Below are 18,297 nucleotides of genomic sequence, written 5' to 3' on the forward strand. Positions count from 1 at the left end.
TAAACGAAAAATATGCTCATTAATGAACAATGGTATGCCAGTTGTAAACTAATGAGAATAAAATGGTATAAACCAATAAAGAAGCAATAAAATATATATGTTTTGTTCCTGTCCAGCAAAGAACGATGATAGCTAGTCCAATACCTGAACCTAATAATGCAAACCAAGGAAATTCATTGTTATAGAAAAAAAGACCTAGTGATAAGTCAGCTGCTATAAATAATGCAAAAAGAACTTGATTCAAGAGTTTTAATTCTTCTAAATTATATTGAGTCACTTTTGTTCTCCTTTTACTAATAAACTATTTAAAATGTTACTATACAAAACAACCGTTACCCAGTTTACTCCTTTTTTTTCACATTTTCTACACATTTGTAATGAAAATAAAATATAATTTTATTCTGAAAATAACATTAAATTACTTTTTTCTACAAATAAATGGGAAGGATATAGCGTGTTAGTGGTACAAAAAAACTAATTTCATCTCTCTATAGACTTGCTAAAGGACTAGGTACAAACAAAGTTATCTTAGAGGAGGAGACAGCATGCCAAATATCGGCGTACTGGGTTTACAAATTTTTTTAAAGAAGCGAGAAAGTACATATTTGTTGTTCCTGTCCAGCAAAGAACTATAATAATTTTATATAACTATGTATTTACAAATTGGAACGAAGGAGTATAATGTGTAATTGTTACAAAACAACCAATACTTTTTGTAAGGAAACAACTATTAAGTAAAAGCCACATGATCATTATATATACTCAGTTATGAGGAGGAAACACTATGCCAAATATCGGCGTACCCGGTTTAATAATTATTTTAATCATTGCATTAATCGTATTCGGACCATCTAAATTACCTCAACTAGGTAAAGCAGTTGGACAAACATTAAAAGAATTTAAAAACTCAACAAAAGATATTGTTGACGAAGTAGCAGATGAATTTAGATTAGATGATAAAGAAACAGACGATAAAAAGAAAATTTAATATAAAAAGCCAACTATTTTATAATAGTTGGCTTTTTTATTTATGATCATATACGGTGGCAGATTCAAAATTAGTTCTGAAATGTATTAGATGCGTTACCTCTATTTACCAACCCTAATTTTTCGGAATAGCTACCCAATGCTCTGGGTATACCTCCACTAACTCGGATTGACTTAATTGGTATTTGTCTATTTCTAAATTTTCTTCCATAAGGGACCGTTTTTTCTTTGCTTCAATTTTAGGGTCTGGAATTGGAATTGCAGCTAGTAATGACTTTGTATAAGGGTGCTGAGGATTAGAATATAACTCCTCACTTTCTGCAAGCTCTACAATTTTTCCTGAGTACATAACTGCTACTCTATCACTAATATGCTTGACCATTGATAAGTCATGCGCAATAAATAAATAAGTAAGTCCCAAACGATGTTGGAGGTCCTCTAGCAACTCGACGATTTGTGATTGTATAGAGACATCTAAAGCAGACAATGGTTCATCGCAAACGATAAAATCAGGTTCTACAGCAAGTGCACGAGCAATTCCAATTCTTTGACGTTGTCCACCAGAAAATTCATGTGGATAACGCATTGCATGTTCAGGTTTTAGACCTACCATAATGAGTAATTCTTCCACACGCTTTTTTCTTTCCTCATTGCTTTTACTTAAACGATGTATATCTAGAGCTTGCCCGATTATATCCAGCACTTTAAATCGTGGATTTAATGAAGAATAGGGATCCTGAAAAATCATTTGCATATGCCGGCGCATTGTTTTCATTTCATTTTTACTAAGTCTATTTATCGCTAAACCTTGATATAATACGTCGCCGTCTGTTGGTTCATGAAGCCGCAATATTGCTCTGCCAGTTGTAGACTTACCTGAACCGGATTCTCCTACTAGCCCTAACGTTTCACCAGGTTTTATGAAAAAGCTAATATCATCGACAGCTTTTAGTACATTTCCTTTTCCTGAATCGAAATGCTGCTTAAGAGAGCGTACATCCAGTAGAGGCTTTCCGTCTTCTGCTCCAATTGAACGGAGAGAAGGGCGTTTAGGTTTTTTTTTCTGATCTAAACGTGGGAGAGCTTTGAGTAGCTTTTTTGTATATTCATGTTGAGGGTTTTCAAAGATTTCTTCCGTTGTCCCAGTTTCGACAATTTCCCCATCTTTCATGACTGCTACTCGGTCACACATCCCTGCAACTACACCTAAATCATGTGTGATTAAAATAATAGATGTTCCAAAACGGGTCTGCATGTCTTTCATCAGGTTTAATATTTGTGCTTGAATCGTGACATCAAGTGCAGTTGTAGGCTCATCCGCAATCAGTAGAGTAGGGCGACATGCCAATGCTATCGCTATCATGACCCTTTGACGCATTCCTCCAGAAAATTCATGGGGATACTGATTGAACCGTTCTTTACTATTTTTAATCCCTACTAGCTTAAGTAGTTCAAGCGCTTGTTTTTTTGCTTCCTTTTTGGATAACTTTTGGTGTTTGATTAAACTTTCAGCTATTTGTTTTCCAATTCGAATAGTAGGATTTAGAGAGGTCATTGGGTCTTGGAAGATCATACTAATATCTTGACCTCGGATACTTTCCATCTCTTTTTCTGACTTGTTTATAAGATTTTCACCGAGAAATTCAATCTCGCCGTTTTTCAACAATGAAGGAGGGGAAGGGAGAAGTCTCATGATGGAACGAGCAGTAACACTCTTTCCACTACCGGATTCTCCAACAATCCCAATAGTTTCTCCTTTTTTCACTTCAAAACTGACACCTCGCACAGCTTCAAATTCCTTGTCGCTGGTTAGAAACGAGATATGTAAATCTTTTACCTTTAGAACCGTCTCCAACGTAAAACACCTACCTAATTATTTATGTGTAATTTAAACAAATATCATTGACTAACTAAAATTTCCTATCTATACTTTACTAAACCACTAGGAATTATAATATATCAGAAAGGAGGTAAATAGTCGATGGGATTGCATAAAGAACCATCGGTCAAGTTTGGTTTTTCTGATCATCTTTCATATGTTTTTGAAAAAATGATGAAGAGGACGTCATACAAATACTTGCTGTTAGTATTAGGATTCCCCTTACACCTTATTATTTTTTTCTTTTACCGATTAAAAAGAAAAAATGATACATATTTTACTATCCATAAAAAAATAAATGACTCTTTAAAAACAGCAGGGCTGAGAGAAAAATTATTAAGTGAATACAAGGAACAGTATGTTTGTAAACTTGATTTCTTTCATGAAAAAGTGGATGAAAAGCAAATGAACATTGAAGTAGATAGGCTTGCACAAGAACGATACTCGAAAATACTTGTGGAAAAAATTGAGGATGAGTATGAACAGCAGGGCTTAGTAAAACTCAATTATATTTCATATTTTCGAAGTTTACTAAAAAAACCAGTGTTTTTGATTGTTTCATTTATCCCTGGAGTACTGATGTATATACTGCTGTTTTTGTTTAGTAATTTCTTTATTAAATTTATTTTCGAGCGCCTAGTTATGAGTGTTTTTGTTATTGTAGGTGTCTCAGTTTTAGTATTTACCATTTTGTATTTGTCACCTTTTGATCCTGCTGCGAATCTTTTGGGTGAAGCTGCAACGAAAGAGCAAATAGCCTCTTTTAATCATACTTATGGTTTGGATCTGCCTTACTTGGCGCAATTATGGAATGCTGTAAAAGGGATTTTTACATTCGACTTAGGTGCTTCCTTTACTGGAAATGAAGAAGTAGCAGCAAGCATTGCTAATAAGTTTCCAATAACTTTAACAATTGCAATTTTTTCACTTTTAATGGCAATTGTTATTGCAATTCCAGTTGGAATCATTTCAGCTACTAGACAAAATACATTTTTAGATTATTCCTTTATGTTTATTGCATTAATTGGATTATCTATTCCTAATTTTTGGCAGGGCTTAATATTTATATTGAATTTCTCTATTAAAATGCAATGGTTACCTGCGACATATAATCCGCAGAATATGTTGTCGATTATTATGCCTGTAATAGTTTTAGGGACGGGGCTTACGGCTTCTGTTGCAAGAATGACTCGCTCCTCTATGCTAGAAATAATAAATGAAGATTATATTATTACGGCAAAGGCTAAAGGACTTAATGAAAGTCAAGTATTATGGAAACATGCTATTGGTAACGCAATGATTCCTATTATTACAGTAATTGGCTTGTTGTTTGGGGATATGCTCGGGGGAGCAGCTGTTACTGAGAAAGTTTTCAATATTAGTGGTATAGGAAGCTATATTGTCGATAAGCAATTTATCCCTGACATTCCTGCCATTATGGGTGGGGTAATTTATATTGCTATAACAATTTCGTTAGTAAACGTGCTCATCGATATTTTGTATGCGTTTTTTGACCCTCGCATTCGATCTAAGATGAAGCAACTGTAATTTAAAAGTAGGTGTAGAGGTGAATTCATTTAAAAAACATGCTTTGAAATTGTCTCAGGAGTATACACAAGCAAACTTTGCATGGGTTCTTTCTTTCGTAGTAAGCCTTGTTTTCCTCATCAATAGTTTCAACTATAAAGAAGGAACGATTAATTCTCTTGTTTTTACTATATGTATAGTTTATGCCGTATTCACTATATATCAATTATTCCTAACCTGGAAAATTAAAAAAGATCTTTTGAAATACGGTGCAATACAACCTATTACAAGAAAGCTCGGATATATTCAACTTTTAAGTATATTGAGTGCGAATGTTTTTACAGCATCATTTGCTTTTAACTTGATTAAAAAGAAAAAAACACCAGAGTACACATTTGCAGTATATATGTTATTTACACAGCTTTTCGTAATTGCAGTCTCGGCTCTCAACCTATTTAAACCGTATGTTACAGATACTTTTTTGCCTGCAATGGGTACTCTGGTGGGAATCCTGATTTTTCAAATAGTAACTTTAATTCTTGTATCGAAATATGTACAGGATGAATCTGCACCATCTTGGTTCCTTATCATTGCAGTATTATTAATTATTTCATCACTAACTGGTAATTTGTTTAATCTGTTACTGGGTATTAGTTTAGTTGTTAAGGCTCGCAGCCACGATCGTTCTAGAATTATGAAGTGGAACACGATGTGGAATAAAATTACTCGGAATTCTACTGCGATATTAGGAATGTTCTTCATCATACTTATGCTTTCTCTATCAGTTTGTAGCAAGTATACATTCGATTATGATATGGCGGTTGAAAATGACTATGGAAGTTTGTTACAAAAACCGAATTTAGAACATCCCTTTGGAACTGATGATTTTGGAAGGGACCTATTTTCTAGAATTATCTTTGGAGCAAGAATATCTCTTCTGGTAGGATTTGCTTCTACAATCATTCCCTTAATTATAGGAGGGTTCCTTGGAGCAATAGCGGGCTATTATACGAAACGTGCGGACAATATTATTATGCGATTACTAGATATTTTGTATGCAATCCCAGGAATTTTGCTTGCTATAGCTATTATAGCTGCATTCGGAGCTAACACGATGAATCTAATATTAGCACTTAGTGTTGGCGCAATTCCAAGCTATGCACGGACGATGAGAGCAAACGTACTCATGGTATCGAACTATGAGTTTGTCGATTCTGCACGAGCGTTAGGAGCTTCTGACTCATCTATTATTTTTAAGCAGATTGTACCGAATTCACTTGCGCCGATGATTGTTAAAGCGACTTTAACTATTGGTGGCGCTGTAATTGCAACGAGTAGCTTAAGTTTCCTTGGACTTGGAGTAGAACCACATATTCCAGAATGGGGAAATATTTTAAAAATAGGGAGTACTTATCTTGAATCGCATTCCTATCTAGCGATTATACCGGGGCTAGCAATTATAGGTCTTGTGTTATCTTTTAACTTTTTAGGAGATGGGTTACGAGATGCTTTTGATCCAAGGATGGATTAAGTAAAAATATTGAGGAGGAAATGAATATGAAGAAAAGTTTGTTGGCAATCCTGTTTACTTTTGTTTTGATATTAGCTGGATGTGTAAATACGAAATCGGATGTTGCGGATAAAGGAAATGATAACAAGGATGTAAAAACAGATGATAGTGCAGTCACCATTGAACTGTTGGGTATGAGTACTGGGGAAGCGGATATGAATATTGTACGAGACCAACTGATTAAAAATGGTTTTGATGTGAAGTTGAATATCCAACCAGATTACGGTAGCTTTACAGCTCAAAAAGATGCTGGTAACTATGATTTAGCATTATCTAGCTGGACAACAGTTACAGGAAATCCAGATTATGCTGTACGTTCACTATTCAAATCAGATGGTGATAACAGTATTATGTCTGATGAAGAAGTGGATAAGTTAATAGAGCAAGCAAGTAAAGAAACGGAAGAAGATTTTACCGAGACATATAAAAAATTAGAACAGCGTCTTGTTCTTGATAAGGCTTATATTGCACCTCTTTATAATTCGTTTAAAGCACAAGGTGTAAACAAAGAAATTTTAAATGCAGATACTGTTAGACTTGCAAAGTCACGTGCAATTGCATGGGAATCTATTGACTTTGCAGACACTTCAAAAAGAGCGACACAACCATTAATAATGCAACAAGCAATCGGTGCACTAACATCTTTAGATCCAATTAAAGGAAATGACGGTTCTATTAATACGTTAAATACAAATATGTATGTAAGACTTGTAAATTTAACAGATGACGATAAAGTGGTTTCAGATGGCTCATTATCACTTAACCATGCAATTGCCGAAGGAAATCAATCTTATTACTTCCTTCTTCGTGATGATATCAACTTTGCTGCAGTTAAAGATCAAAAGGCAGTTGATACTGGGGAACGCGTGGGTGCAGATGATGTTGTATTCTCATTAAACCGTGCTAAGGACGAAAAATCTGTGCCAGATCACCGCACATATAGCTTACACGAAAGTATGGAAGAAATCGAAGTAGTAACGGACCTAACTGAGCTTGATGTAAAACAATCTGGTAGCGATGTTACTGTAAAAGAAGCACTTGAGGATGGCTTAGATGCTAAAATCACAGAATTGGTAGAAGACAAAAATGTAGCAGATAATGCAGCGGGTAAATATCAAGTTGTTAAAATTACAACAGTAAATCCATTCCCACAAGTACTAAATTATTTAGCTCACCAATCAGCAGGAATAGTATCTAAGAAACAAGTAGAGAGCATTAATACGTACGATGTGGAAACATTCGATGTAAATACAGATATTCCTTATGGAGATCAAAACACAGTTACAGAAGGTGACAAATATAACAATACGTTATATGCAAGCGGACCTTACATCTTGTCACATAAAAATGATTACGAAGCCATATTCTTAAAAAATCCAGCGTATATGACAGGAACGGAAAATGAAGCTAAAATCTCTAATGTAACTGTACGTTTCATACAAGATCCGGATAGCGCACTTTCAGCATTACGTAATGGAGAAATCCATATATTCAACGGAGTGCCAGAAACAAAATATGACTTAGTAGAGGGCGATAGTAAATTAACCCTTCAAGAAAGTGACAGTAACGCTGTATCATATCTATTGTTCAATACTCAAAATCGTGAAGTAGCTGATAGCGAAGATTTAAGAAAAGCTATTCTGTATTCGATTAACCAAGATGAAATTTTGAATTACTATCAAGGAAACAAAAATAAAGCAGTTTCTACAGTAAGTCCACTTGTTGATACTGGAAATGAGTTAGTTGCAGATCAAGCGAAAGTAAAAGAATTCTTAGAAGCTTATAATGCAAGTAAATAATAATTATGGGGCGCCGGTTTCTATACAAATTTCGATTTGTATTAGAAGCTGGTGTTTTTTTATATAAAAGTAATAAGGTTTCATGCGGTGAACGCAATTCTCCTTTGCAGCGTACTTCCAGGTTTGGAGCTAGCGTAGCGATGCAGAAACCGTTGGAGATTTCTAAGGTCGTTGTCTGAGCTTCCTCATTTCATTAAAAAAAGTTCTTCTTACACTATATCAAGGTTTTAAATTACCCAGAAAAAAGCTTTCCTACTACTTAAAGCAAAGCTCCCGCTTCAAGGAGTTTTGTCTAATAAATTTTGTAATGAATATTTCATTTTTGATGAAATATTTCGCAATATCATTTTGTCTTCTTTCATCAAAGGATGTAGTATTCTTTAAAAAAATAATTTGTAAAGTATAATAAGTGAGTATTTAATTTTAAAATAGCTTCAGGGGGTTAAGATATGGTTTCAAACAAAATGAATGCACAAAAATTGGCTTATGAATACATTCGAGAATCTATGCTTAATGGAACTTATAAAGGAGGAATGAAGCTCGTAGAAGAACGTCTTGCTGATGAGATTGGTGTTAGTCGTACACCAATTCGTGAAGCGATTAAAAGACTAGAGCAAGAAGGTTTAATTAAGAATAAGCATATTTATAATCCTACAGCACAGGATTTGATATACATATATGAGATACGCATAGTACTAGAAAGTTTTGCAGCAAATAGAGCAGCGAAAAATATGACAGCAGAAAAGGTTAAAGAACTTGAGAATACCATAGAGAAATCTCGTAATTCGCTTTTGGAAGGACAGTCAAAAAATATATACAATGCAAACCAACGCTTTCATGAATTAATTATAAATGAATGCCAAAACCCAATAATGATTGAGAGATTAGAACAAGCTCAGACAATTTTCTATTTATTTAGCCTAAGGCTCGATATATATAGTCGTCCACATATAATAGATGAGCATGAAGAAATTTACAAAGCCATTAAGAATAAAAATGAACAACTTGCCGGCGAACTAATGTCTAAACATTTATATAAAGACATGAATTTTACTCTGGAGATTATCGGCAGGAATGGACAGTTTTAGATTATAAATAATTCTTTAAATTCTGTTAGGTACACCAAGATGATCAAATTACATTTCCAAAAACGAATTTATCCGCAATTCGAAAATTTATAATTTCCTTAACATATATAAAGCACTAATTCATCCAATAAGCAATTGAATTAGTGCTAAAATAACTTATCTTTTGTATATATTTACTTGCAAAATCTTCGAAATTATTTACATCTAATAATTAATCAATCGAGTGGTCAGCAAATGCAAATTTAGGATTTTAAAGAGAAGTTATGCCTTAAAATCTATCATTGTAACTAATATTTGCAGTACTTTCACGATAATTCCAATAAATATTTCTTTCAGTAAAGCTTAACTCTCCGCGAACGGCATAAAATGTTTTTGCATCTCTTATACATGTATTTTCCATTAGGAGGTGTTTCTTCTTTATAGTACCCCTGAAGTGTTTTTTCGAGCATCCTTTACAACCTCTTTTAAACCTTAATATAATATCCAATTTCCTTTTAAAGTTTTGTTCAAGAAAATGGCCAATTCAATAAAAAAAATGCAGAACCATATTTTGCAAATGCTGCTTTTAATAGAATAACTAATATATAGTCTCTCTCCATCATTAAGAAAAACTAAATCTTTTTCCGCTAATAATATTAGACATTTCTTATAACAATCAAGTTGGTGGATAGGAAATAGGCAATGATTATATATCCTCATATGCTAAGTTTTTAATATGTACAAACAACAAAGGAATGTAGTAGAATAATAGATGTTATTTTTGTATGCAAAAATCATCTTTTTGTATACAAAAATTATTTAAAATCTTTTAATTGCATAAAAAAAGGAGAATAAGTATGACCCAATACAATATAGAAGAATTGAGGATGCTCAATCAGGTGCTACTGGCCCTTTTTATCGTAGCTGATTTTGCACTTTTACTCTTTTTTAATAATAGTCCATTCCCTTGGTTTGCCCTATTAGGTTCTGGAATTGGTTTATCCATCATTGTTCTTTGTTGGACAGGAAGAAAACACGCTATTTTTATAGCTTCATTACTTGTTTTTTCAGTTTTTCATACAATTATTTATAATTGGAGCTCTATTGTGCATTAAAAGCAGAAAAAATTTTGCACATTTTCTATTTAACTAGTTAAATAGAAAATTACTAAATTTATGGGAGGTTTAATAATGTCAGAACAAGAAAAGAAAGAGTCCGTTTTAGATAAACGTTCGTCTAGACGTACGTTCATTAAAAACTCTGGTTTGACAGTAGGTGGAGTTGTTTTAGGTGGAGCTTTAGGAAGTCTTCTAATAAAAGATGATAAATCAACAACACACAATACTGATACTCAGAATCATGCAAAAACGCCTATTGCTAATCCAAATATAGCTCTAATGTTCTTCACACCAAATCAATATCAAATTACTCAAGCAGCAGTGGAACGTATTTTCCCTGAAGATGCAAATGGCCCTGGTGCTAAAGAACTTAATGCTGCTGTTTATATAGATCACCAATTGGCTGGTCCATGGGGTTCTAACGTAAAAGATTACCGTTTAGGTGCATTTTATAAAGCGGAAGAAAACCAAGGTCCACAAACTAAACTTCTTCGTAAAGATTTATTCCTAGCTGGTTTAGACAGCTTAAACAAATATAGTAACGATCAATATAAAGCTGACTTTAAAGAGTTAGAAGCTACTCAACAAGATGAAGTTCTACTTGCTTTTAGTGAAGATAAAGTTGAATTATACGGAAAAGTTTCCTCTTCTCAATTTTTCAGTTTATTACGCACCTTAACTATTGAGGGTGTATATGCAGACCCAATGTATGGTGGTAATAATGAAATGGTTGGCTGGAGTATGCGTAAGTATCCAGGATCTCGTATGCAATACGTGGCTGAAATACAAGATGAAAAGTTTATCGAACTTGAACCACAAAGTTTAAATTCTCATATGGGACATTAATAATAGAAAGGACTGACATATAAATGGTTACAAAATTACCTAAAGTACCTGTCGTAGTAGTAGGGATGGGTTGGGCTGGTGGAATCGTCTCAGCTGAACTAACAAAAGCAGGAATAAGTGTTGTTGGATTAGAACGTGGTAAAGACCGGACAACAGCTGATTATGCAATGGGACATGATGAACTTCGTTATCAACATCGTCAAGAATTAATGCAAGATCTTTCTAAGGAAACTATTACTTATAGAAATACAGTATCAGGTAAAGCTTTACCGATGCGTCACTACGGTACATTCATCGTAGGAGACGGAGTTGGTGGAGCAGGAAGTCACTGGAATGGACAAACTTATCGTTTCTTACCTTATGACTTTGAAATTCGTACAAAAACAATTGAGCGTTACGGAATCGAAAAAATTCCTGCTTGGATGGAAGGTCTTAACGACTGGGGGATAACTTATGATGAGATGGAACCTTACTATGATACATTCGAAAAAATGGCTGGGATCTCAGGTGAAACAGTAGAACTTTGGGGGAAACGTACTAATCCATATCCAACGCCACCTCTAGTCAAAACACAATTAATGAAAGAATTCGAAAAAGCAGCTACAAGCTTTGGATACAAGCCTTTCGTTATTCCTGCAGCTAACCTTTCTGAATCATATACAAATCCAGACGGCATCTCTCGAGGAGCATGTCAATACTGTGCATACTGTGAAAACTTTGGATGTGAATATGGAGCGAAAGGTGACCCTGCTGTAACAGTTATTCCGGTTGCAAAACAAACAGGTAAGCTAGACCTTCGTACACATTCTAATGTTTTAGAATTAACTAAAAGTGGTGGTAAAGCAGACGGAGTTATTTATGTAGATATGCTAACTGGAGAAAAGTTTGAACAACCTGCAGATGTAGTTGTAGTGGCAAGTTATGTATTCAACAATTCTCGTTTACTTCTAAACTCTGGTATTGGTACTCCATATGATCCAAAAACAGGTAAAGGGACAATCGGTAAAAACTATTGTTACCAAGTAACTGCTGGTGGTTCACAATTATTCTTCGAGGATAGAGAGTTTAACCTATACGGTGGCGCAGGTGCATTAGGTATTGAAATCGCTGAATATATGGGTGATAACTTTGACCATGCTGAAGTAGACTTCTTACATGGTGCTGGTATTCGTTCAACACAATACGGCGACCGTCCGATTGCAGTAAACCGTGTACCTGCAGGAACACCAGCCTGGGGTGCTGAGTTCAAAGAGAAATCTATTAAATATGCGAATTCAAACTTCCCAGTTAAAACGCAAGGTGCTTCTTTACCACATAAAGAAAATTACCTAGATCTTGACCCAGAATTTAAAGACGAATTTGGATATCCACTATTACGCATGACATATGAATATACAGATAATGACCGTGCGATGGGTAAATACATGTCTGCTATCACGCGTAAATTTGCTGAAGAAATTGGCGCAGATATTATTGATACAAATGAAGTGCAAGCTCCGTTTAACGTAAACAAAGATGGAAACACTCATAACACAGGTGGAGTAATAATGGGAACAGACCCTGAGAAATCTGCTCTAAACACCTACCTACAAATGTGGGAAGCTGAAAACGTATTTGTTTTAGGTGCATCTGCATTCCCACATAATAGTTGCTTTAATCCAACTGGTACACTGGGTGCACTTTCTTATCGTGCTGCAGAGGGTATTCAGAAATATTTAAAAGAAGGCGGATTACTAGTTAAAGCATAAATGACAACTAGTTATTCTATAAAAGAGCTCTTGACCCGTATTTAATTCGCGGTCAGGAGTTTTTTTATAGAATAAAAAGTATATAGCCTTCCTACAAAATAACGTCTAGGGCAAGGGCTGTCACCTCGCTATTCCTCATTTGCCTGCTATGAGCAGGACCTTGGATTATTAGGGATAACAACAAGAAAAATAGACATTATAAAAGTAATGTATCTTCGGGAGCTTCTAAACTTTTTTCGAAAATTGTAGGAGAGGGACGGACATCCAAACGTCATCAAGACATCCTCTATAAAAATCATTCTCTAATAATTTAGTAATACGTATGTACCTAGTATTTGTTTCACTAAAAGTGAATGTGATTTTAGAAATCAGAAGCAGCCCAAATGCTACTTAAAGTAAATTCCTATTTCTTTACTTTATACGGTGAGTTTTATACAGGCTTGTTAGAAACTAAAGGTTTATAATTCGATGTTTAAGAAAAATATTCCTGTTGCCTTGCTCACATTGCTTGTCTCGGGTTGTAGTGATAGAGAAGAAGCAGAGGTCACAGGGCAGGTAGAGGATGTAGAGGTAGAAGAAAAACAATCGGTAGAGGAAACAGACTCAGAAGGAAAGGGAGTTGACCTTACTGTCATTGACCAATTACTTGCCATCAATAAAGAACTAAAGTCCACCAAAGAAAAAGAGGGAGATGACGAATATGAACGCATACATCAAAATATCGACGCATGGGTAAAGGAAATAGAAAAAATTAGATCAGAGCAATAAATAAATCCCTATGCAGCATACTATCATTGAATAGTTTGTTCATAGGGATTTTTAGATTGCAGATTGTTGGAAGATTACGACTAACTTCTGTAGTATTTAAATAGAAAATAAATTATCCGCAAAAGAAGGACGAGTAAAGGAGTTAAAACAATGAAGAAAAAATACGAAAAGATTTTTCAAGAATTTACGTTTCCATCAGGAGTAGAAGTAAAAAATCGAATTATGGTAGCACCGATGACTAACTATTCCTCTGAAGAAAATGGGGAGGTTTCTCAAAGAGAGCTAGCTTATTATAAAAAGCGTACTGGTGGAGTCGGGACATTCATTACCGCTTGTGCGTATGTAAGTAAAGATGGAAAAGGATTTCCGGGGCAATTCGGTATAGATGATGACAAATTTCTTCCGGGATTGAAAGAACTAGCAAAAGTTATTCAGTCGAATGGGACAAAAGCGATTATCCAAATTTATCATGGGGGCAGACAGTCACCTCCAGAATTACTTCCAGACCAGCAACCAGTTTCGGCTAGTGCAATCGCCGCAGAACGTGAAGGGGCAATCGTACCGAGAGAGATGACGGAGGATGAAATAAATCATACAATCCAAGCTTTTGGTGATGCTACTAGGAGAGCTATTGAAGCAGGTTTTGATGGAGTAGAAATCCATGGTGCGAACACTTATTTACTGCAACAATTTTTCTCGCCACATTCAAATAGAAGAGAAGATAACTGGGGCCGATCACTTGAAAATCGAATGAAGTTTCCTTTAGCAATCGTAGGTTCTATCAAAAAAGCAGTGAAGAAATACGCGAAGACACCATTTATCGTCGGCTATCGAATATCGCCAGAAGAAGGGAGTAATCCAGGGATTCAATTGGAAGATACACTTCAATTTGTAGATAAGCTAGCAGATCAAGGATTAGATTATTTACATGTGTCAGTTAATCATTTCTGGAATGGTTCTTTCCGCGAAAAAGATGAAACACAGTCGAGAATTATTAAGATACATGAAAAGATAGGAGATCGTGTTCCAGTAGTTGGGGTAGGTTCATTGCATACACCTGATGAAGTAGTAGAAGCACTTGGAACAGGTGTCCCGCTCATTGCACTGGGTCGCGAATTACTAATGGAACCGAAGTGGATTGAGAAAGTCCAAGCAGGTGAGGAAGATCAAATACGTAAAACCCTTTCTAGACATGCTCAGGAAGAATTAGTTATTCCTGACCCATTATGGGACAGGCTGATGAATGTAAAAGGCTGGTTGCCAGTAGAAGATTAAAATGCGCAAGCCCCCTTTTCAACGGAAAAAGTGCGTCCAAGTGAGAATCCACAGGAGGCTTACGGACCACCCGCGGAAAGCGTTCGACTGAAACAGAAATCAGCAGTAATATTGGATAGATCCTATTCTTCAAAATACCTAAAACACGGGGTTTTTGGAACGGAAAGGAGCCGAGAAAAGTGATAAGCACTTTTCTTGGCTCCTTTGTTTGGGACAACAGTTTATTCATTTTATAAGTAGAGAATTTAAGCATATTAACGTGAAGTATATCCTGCATCTGCATGAATAGTTGTACCCGTCACGTAAGATGACGCATCAGATGCTAACCATAACGAAGCTTGTGCAATTTCGCGTGGTTGACCAAAACGATTTAACAAACTTAATTGAGGAGCATATTCCTCCTCTGTATATCCGAATTGCTCTAATGCTCCGCGTAGCATAGGTGTATCAATTGCACCTGGTGCAACAGAGTTTACACGAATGTTCAATGGGCCATTTTCTAAGGCTGCGACTTTTGTTATTCCTACTACACCGTGTTTAGCAGCAACATAGGCAATGTTATCTGATTGTGGACGGAAACCACTTACAGAAGAGATATTAATAATAGATCCGCCATGACCTTGTTCGCGCATTTGTTTTAATTCATATTTTAGGCATAATGCAGTTCCTGTTAAGTCAACACCGATTAGACGGTTCCAATAGTCTTCATCGAAATCATGTGCAGGCTTATCATCTGGAGTAAGTGCAGCGTTATTAACTGCAACATCCAATTTACCATACGTATCGACAGCAAATTTAACCATTGCTTGAACAGCCTCTGAATTAGATATGTCCACTTTAACGAATGACGCCTCACCGCCAGCAGCTTTAATTTCTTCTGCTACAGCTTGTCCTTTTTCTTCATTGAAATCAGCAATAACGACTTTTGCTTTTGCTTCTGCAAATAATATAGCTGTTTCTTTTCCCATACCCATTGCAGCGCCAGTAACGATTGCTACTTTACCTTCTAAGACCGGAAATGTCATGATATAAAACCTCCAAATTATTTTGTCTACACTTCTATTCTAGTGTGGGATAATAACATTACAAGAAACAGAATGTCTTTGAATGTTCACTAATAAACAAACATCCTCACTTTGTGCAATAAAATAACTATTCACGGAGGTACATATGAACGAATTTGCAGATAAGAGAATTCAAAGGTCTAAAGAAATTTTAAAATCAACATTTATAGCTCTGCTAGAACATAAGGATTTCAATGATATTAGTGTTACGGAAATTGTTAAAATGGCAAATTATAATCGAGGAACATTTTATAATAACTTTGGGACAAAAGAATATTTATTAGATGAAATTATACATGAAACCTTAGATGAGTTAAAAAGTGAAATTAGAAAGCCGTACAATCGAACATTAAATGTTAATTTATTGGAGATGAAACCAGAGGATATAAGTGTATTTCATTATTTTATAAAGGAACAACAGTTATATTCGATATTATTGAGTACGCATATTCGTGTAGATTTTCGTCATCAATTAGCAAAAACAATTGAAGAATTATTTATCAAAGAATACCAGTTTGAAATTCCAGAACAGCTTCATCTAGATAGCTCCTGGTTATATGTATATAGGGCACATGGCGTTGCAGCTGTGATGATAAGATGGTTAGAAAATGGCTGTGTGGAATCACCTATGGAAATGTCTAAACAAATTCTATTGTTAATGATAACCGGTACCTCGACATTTATTAATAAAAATATGGCAGACAAATAATGCAAAAGGTGCTTCGATTTTCACGAGAAGTTGATTGATTGGAATTTTCCATTTTACAGGTCTATGATAGGAATAGATTACTAACATAAAGGAGTTGCTAAACATGGGACAATCATTAAAAGGTAAAGTGGCGTTTGTAACGGGAGCAGGAAGAGGTATTGGCGAAGCTATAGCAATTGCTTTGGCAAAAGAAGGAGTAAACGTTGGATTACTTGCAAGAACAGAGGAAGCGTTAAAGGATGTAGCCAAGGAAATAGATGGCTTAAATGTTAAAGTGGCATATGCACCTGCAGATGTTTCTTCTTTAGAAGAAGTGGAACAAGCAATAGAGAAATTAACGAATGAATTAGGACCGGCTGATATATTGATCAACAATGCAGGAATCGGTGGCTTTGTTAAACTAGTAGATACGGATCCTGTGGAGTGGAAGAAGATTATCGATGTTAACTTAATGGGTACTTATTATGTGACACGTACAGTACTTCCACAGCTAATCGGAAAAAATGGAGGAGATATTATTAATATTTCTTCTACGAATGGATTAAATGGAGCACCTGGTTCAAGTGCTTATAGTGCATCTAAATTTGGGGTTATTGGACTAACAGAATCATTAGCTCAAGAAGTTCGTCGAAATAATATACGCGTAACAGCATTGACTCCAAGTACAGTAGTAACAGAGCTTGCTACTAATTCATCCTTAGTGGATAAAGATAAAATTGAACAATTTATGCAACCAGAAGACATAGCGGAGTTCATCGTGTCCCAATTAAAATTAAATCCAAGAGTCTACGTGAAAACAGCTAGTCTATTAGCGACAAATCCTTTCTAAATGTGATTTTTAAACAATCAGACCCATTAACCTTTTTAGGTATGGGTCTTTTTTGTTGAAATGTTTTTTTAATGACTAAGATACCCTTCAATGCTTACATTAAGTAGATGAGGTTGAATGGCCCTGAAGGTAGTCCACGAGACCCTGACCATTATTTTTCGATTTAAAAAAATATAAATTGGACAAATGCCTTGCAATTAAAAAAATTCAAGCGTAAAATATAATTAACAAATAACAAACTGTTAATTAAAGTAGTGAGGTGGGTAAAGTAATGGGGAAATACAAGTCAGAAGAAGAAATGCTCGAGAACTACGACTCAAACATATATAATACGCCAGATGGATACACCAGCGACATTGCCGTATTTACAATCATTTCAACCGAAGTAGAAAAGCACAAACCGCCAGTAAAAGAGTTGAAGTTGATGTTGATACAACGAGCAGAGAAGGATGCAGATGGGGAACCAAATGTAGAAGGTAGTAAATGGGCATTACCAGGTGGTTTTGTTCAACCAGATGAAACAGCATTTGAAGCAGCCTCGAGAGAGTTAGAAGAGGAGACAGGGGTAACCAATCTCAAGATTAAACACTTCGGTACCTACGACAAACCTGGACGTGATAAACGTGCTTGGATTATCTCGAATGCCCACTATGCAATCGTACCTGAAAACCAATTAGTCAAACGCAAAGCAGCTGATGATGCATCGGATGTTCAATTATTCACCTTAGAAGAAATCAATCAGTTAGAACTCGCTTTCGACCACGAACAAATAATCGAGGATGCCATTTGGAATATAAAAAAAGACATGGCACTCACTACATTAGCAAAGAACTTTTTACCAAAAGAATTCGTGTTGTCGGAATTACAAGGCGTACTACTAACCGTATTGGATGATTCATGGATTAAACTGGATTCTCAGTTTTTCAGAAAAGCACCTTCCCTACCATTCATAGAAAAAGTAATGGTCAAAGGGGAGTTGAAAAAATCTAATAGATGGTCAAAAAACAAAGCGCAGTTATATAAATTCACCGACTTCGAGCCTTTTGTTTCCATCTATAATGCAAACTATTAATTTTATTCAATTTATTTATTAACAGTTAAACAATTAATA

Annotated in this window: 16 protein-coding genes; 13 read left to right on the plus strand and 3 right to left on the minus strand. The window is 35.3% G+C overall.

Annotation, left to right across the window (positions count from 1 at the left end; all coding sequences use genetic code 11):
• Nucleotides 1-19 precede the first annotated feature (19 nt).
• Nucleotides 20-277, minus strand: coding sequence for a hypothetical protein (locus KD050_RS12665; protein WP_211892717.1), 258 nt, complete (start codon nt 275-277; stop codon nt 20-22).
• A 507-nt stretch (nt 278-784) separates the two neighbouring features.
• Between KD050_RS12665 and tatA the strand changes: the two genes are divergently transcribed.
• The gene (gene tatA / locus KD050_RS12670; protein ID WP_211892718.1) at nt 785-988 is read left to right on the plus strand and encodes a twin-arginine translocase TatA/TatE family subunit; all 204 of its coding nucleotides are present in this window, start codon (nt 785-787) and stop codon (nt 986-988) included.
• Nucleotides 989-1,102: 114 nt separating this feature from the next.
• Here tatA and KD050_RS12675 read toward each other — a convergent pair whose 3' ends face one another.
• Nucleotides 1,103-2,842 carry an ABC transporter ATP-binding protein gene (locus tag KD050_RS12675; protein WP_211892719.1) on the minus strand — a complete coding sequence of 580 codons (1,740 nt, stop codon included), beginning with the start codon at nt 2,840-2,842 and terminating at the stop codon, nt 1,103-1,105.
• 126 nt (nt 2,843-2,968) lie between these two features.
• Here KD050_RS12675 and KD050_RS12680 point away from each other — a divergent pair, with 126 nt between their 5' ends.
• From KD050_RS12680 to KD050_RS12720, 9 genes are all read left to right on the plus strand, one after another.
• Nucleotides 2,969-4,414, plus strand: a complete 1,446-nt coding sequence (locus KD050_RS12680) for an ABC transporter permease (RefSeq protein WP_211892720.1) — start codon at nt 2,969-2,971, stop codon at nt 4,412-4,414.
• A gap of 19 nt (nt 4,415-4,433) precedes the next feature.
• A complete protein-coding gene (locus KD050_RS12685) occupies nt 4,434-5,924 on the plus strand; it encodes an ABC transporter permease (RefSeq protein WP_235753809.1) in 1,491 nt (496 codons plus the stop codon).
• A gap of 26 nt (nt 5,925-5,950) precedes the next feature.
• Entirely contained in the window at nt 5,951-7,762 is a 1,812-nt protein-coding gene (locus KD050_RS12690) for an ABC transporter substrate-binding protein (RefSeq protein ID WP_211892721.1), read from the plus strand.
• Nucleotides 7,763-8,211: 449 nt separating this feature from the next.
• On the plus strand, nt 8,212-8,850 hold the full coding sequence (locus tag KD050_RS12695) for a GntR family transcriptional regulator (RefSeq protein ID WP_211892722.1): 639 nt from the start codon (nt 8,212-8,214) through the stop codon (nt 8,848-8,850).
• Nucleotides 8,851-9,686: 836 nt separating this feature from the next.
• The gene (locus KD050_RS12700) at nt 9,687-9,944 is read left to right on the plus strand and encodes a hypothetical protein (RefSeq protein ID WP_211892723.1); all 258 of its coding nucleotides are present in this window, start codon (nt 9,687-9,689) and stop codon (nt 9,942-9,944) included.
• Between the two features lie 75 nt (nt 9,945-10,019).
• Nucleotides 10,020-10,793 (plus strand): gluconate 2-dehydrogenase subunit 3 family protein, encoded by a 774-nt coding sequence (locus tag KD050_RS12705; RefSeq protein ID WP_211892724.1) that lies wholly within the window; start codon nt 10,020-10,022, stop codon nt 10,791-10,793.
• Between the two features lie 23 nt (nt 10,794-10,816).
• Nucleotides 10,817-12,541 carry a GMC family oxidoreductase gene (locus tag KD050_RS12710; RefSeq protein ID WP_211892725.1) on the plus strand — a complete coding sequence of 575 codons (1,725 nt, stop codon included), beginning with the start codon at nt 10,817-10,819 and terminating at the stop codon, nt 12,539-12,541.
• Between the two features lie 468 nt (nt 12,542-13,009).
• The gene (locus KD050_RS12715) at nt 13,010-13,309 is read left to right on the plus strand and encodes a hypothetical protein (protein WP_211892726.1); all 300 of its coding nucleotides are present in this window, start codon (nt 13,010-13,012) and stop codon (nt 13,307-13,309) included.
• A gap of 150 nt (nt 13,310-13,459) precedes the next feature.
• Complete coding sequence (locus tag KD050_RS12720) at nt 13,460-14,584, plus strand: NADH-dependent flavin oxidoreductase (protein ID WP_211892727.1); 1,125 nt, start codon at nt 13,460-13,462, stop codon at nt 14,582-14,584.
• A 254-nt stretch (nt 14,585-14,838) separates the two neighbouring features.
• Here KD050_RS12720 and KD050_RS12725 read toward each other — a convergent pair whose 3' ends face one another.
• Nucleotides 14,839-15,609, minus strand: a complete 771-nt coding sequence (locus KD050_RS12725) for an SDR family NAD(P)-dependent oxidoreductase (protein ID WP_211892728.1) — start codon at nt 15,607-15,609, stop codon at nt 14,839-14,841.
• A gap of 145 nt (nt 15,610-15,754) precedes the next feature.
• Here KD050_RS12725 and KD050_RS12730 point away from each other — a divergent pair, with 145 nt between their 5' ends.
• The 3 genes from KD050_RS12730 (at nt 15,755) to KD050_RS12740 (ending at nt 18,258) form a co-directional block, all read left to right on the plus strand.
• Nucleotides 15,755-16,357: a TetR/AcrR family transcriptional regulator gene (locus tag KD050_RS12730; protein WP_211892729.1), complete on the plus strand. Its 603-nt coding sequence runs from the start codon at nt 15,755-15,757 to the stop codon at nt 16,355-16,357.
• Between the two features lie 103 nt (nt 16,358-16,460).
• Entirely contained in the window at nt 16,461-17,186 is a 726-nt protein-coding gene (locus KD050_RS12735; protein WP_211892730.1) for a 3-ketoacyl-ACP reductase, read from the plus strand.
• 271 nt (nt 17,187-17,457) lie between these two features.
• The gene (locus tag KD050_RS12740) at nt 17,458-18,258 is read left to right on the plus strand and encodes an NUDIX domain-containing protein (protein ID WP_211892731.1); all 801 of its coding nucleotides are present in this window, start codon (nt 17,458-17,460) and stop codon (nt 18,256-18,258) included.
• Nucleotides 18,259-18,297: the final 39 nt, after the last annotated feature.

This window comes from Psychrobacillus sp. INOP01, assembly GCF_018140925.1.
In the GTDB taxonomy this organism is placed as follows: Bacteria; Bacillota; Bacilli; order Bacillales_A; family Planococcaceae; genus Psychrobacillus.

Excerpts from the sequence above, each read along its gene's own strand:
- tatA (WP_211892718.1), top strand. The coding sequence starts at position 785 with ATGCCAAATATCGGCGTACCCGGTTTAATAATTATTTTAATCATTGCA.
- KD050_RS12680 (WP_211892720.1), top strand. The coding sequence starts at position 2,969 with ATGGGATTGCATAAAGAACCATCGGTCAAGTTTGGTTTTTCTGATCAT.
- KD050_RS12690 (WP_211892721.1), top strand. The coding sequence starts at position 5,951 with ATGAAGAAAAGTTTGTTGGCAATCCTGTTTACTTTTGTTTTGATATTA.
- KD050_RS12695 (WP_211892722.1), top strand. The coding sequence starts at position 8,212 with ATGGTTTCAAACAAAATGAATGCACAAAAATTGGCTTATGAATACATT.
- KD050_RS12700 (WP_211892723.1), top strand. The coding sequence starts at position 9,687 with ATGACCCAATACAATATAGAAGAATTGAGGATGCTCAATCAGGTGCTA.
- KD050_RS12705 (WP_211892724.1), top strand. The coding sequence starts at position 10,020 with ATGTCAGAACAAGAAAAGAAAGAGTCCGTTTTAGATAAACGTTCGTCT.
- KD050_RS12710 (WP_211892725.1), top strand. The coding sequence starts at position 10,817 with ATGGTTACAAAATTACCTAAAGTACCTGTCGTAGTAGTAGGGATGGGT.
- KD050_RS12715 (WP_211892726.1), top strand. The coding sequence starts at position 13,010 with ATGTTTAAGAAAAATATTCCTGTTGCCTTGCTCACATTGCTTGTCTCG.
- KD050_RS12720 (WP_211892727.1), top strand. The coding sequence starts at position 13,460 with ATGAAGAAAAAATACGAAAAGATTTTTCAAGAATTTACGTTTCCATCA.
- KD050_RS12725 (WP_211892728.1), bottom strand. The coding sequence starts at position 15,609 with ATGACATTTCCGGTCTTAGAAGGTAAAGTAGCAATCGTTACTGGCGCT.
- KD050_RS12730 (WP_211892729.1), top strand. The coding sequence starts at position 15,755 with ATGAACGAATTTGCAGATAAGAGAATTCAAAGGTCTAAAGAAATTTTA.
- KD050_RS12735 (WP_211892730.1), top strand. The coding sequence starts at position 16,461 with ATGGGACAATCATTAAAAGGTAAAGTGGCGTTTGTAACGGGAGCAGGA.
- KD050_RS12740 (WP_211892731.1), top strand. The coding sequence starts at position 17,458 with ATGGGGAAATACAAGTCAGAAGAAGAAATGCTCGAGAACTACGACTCA.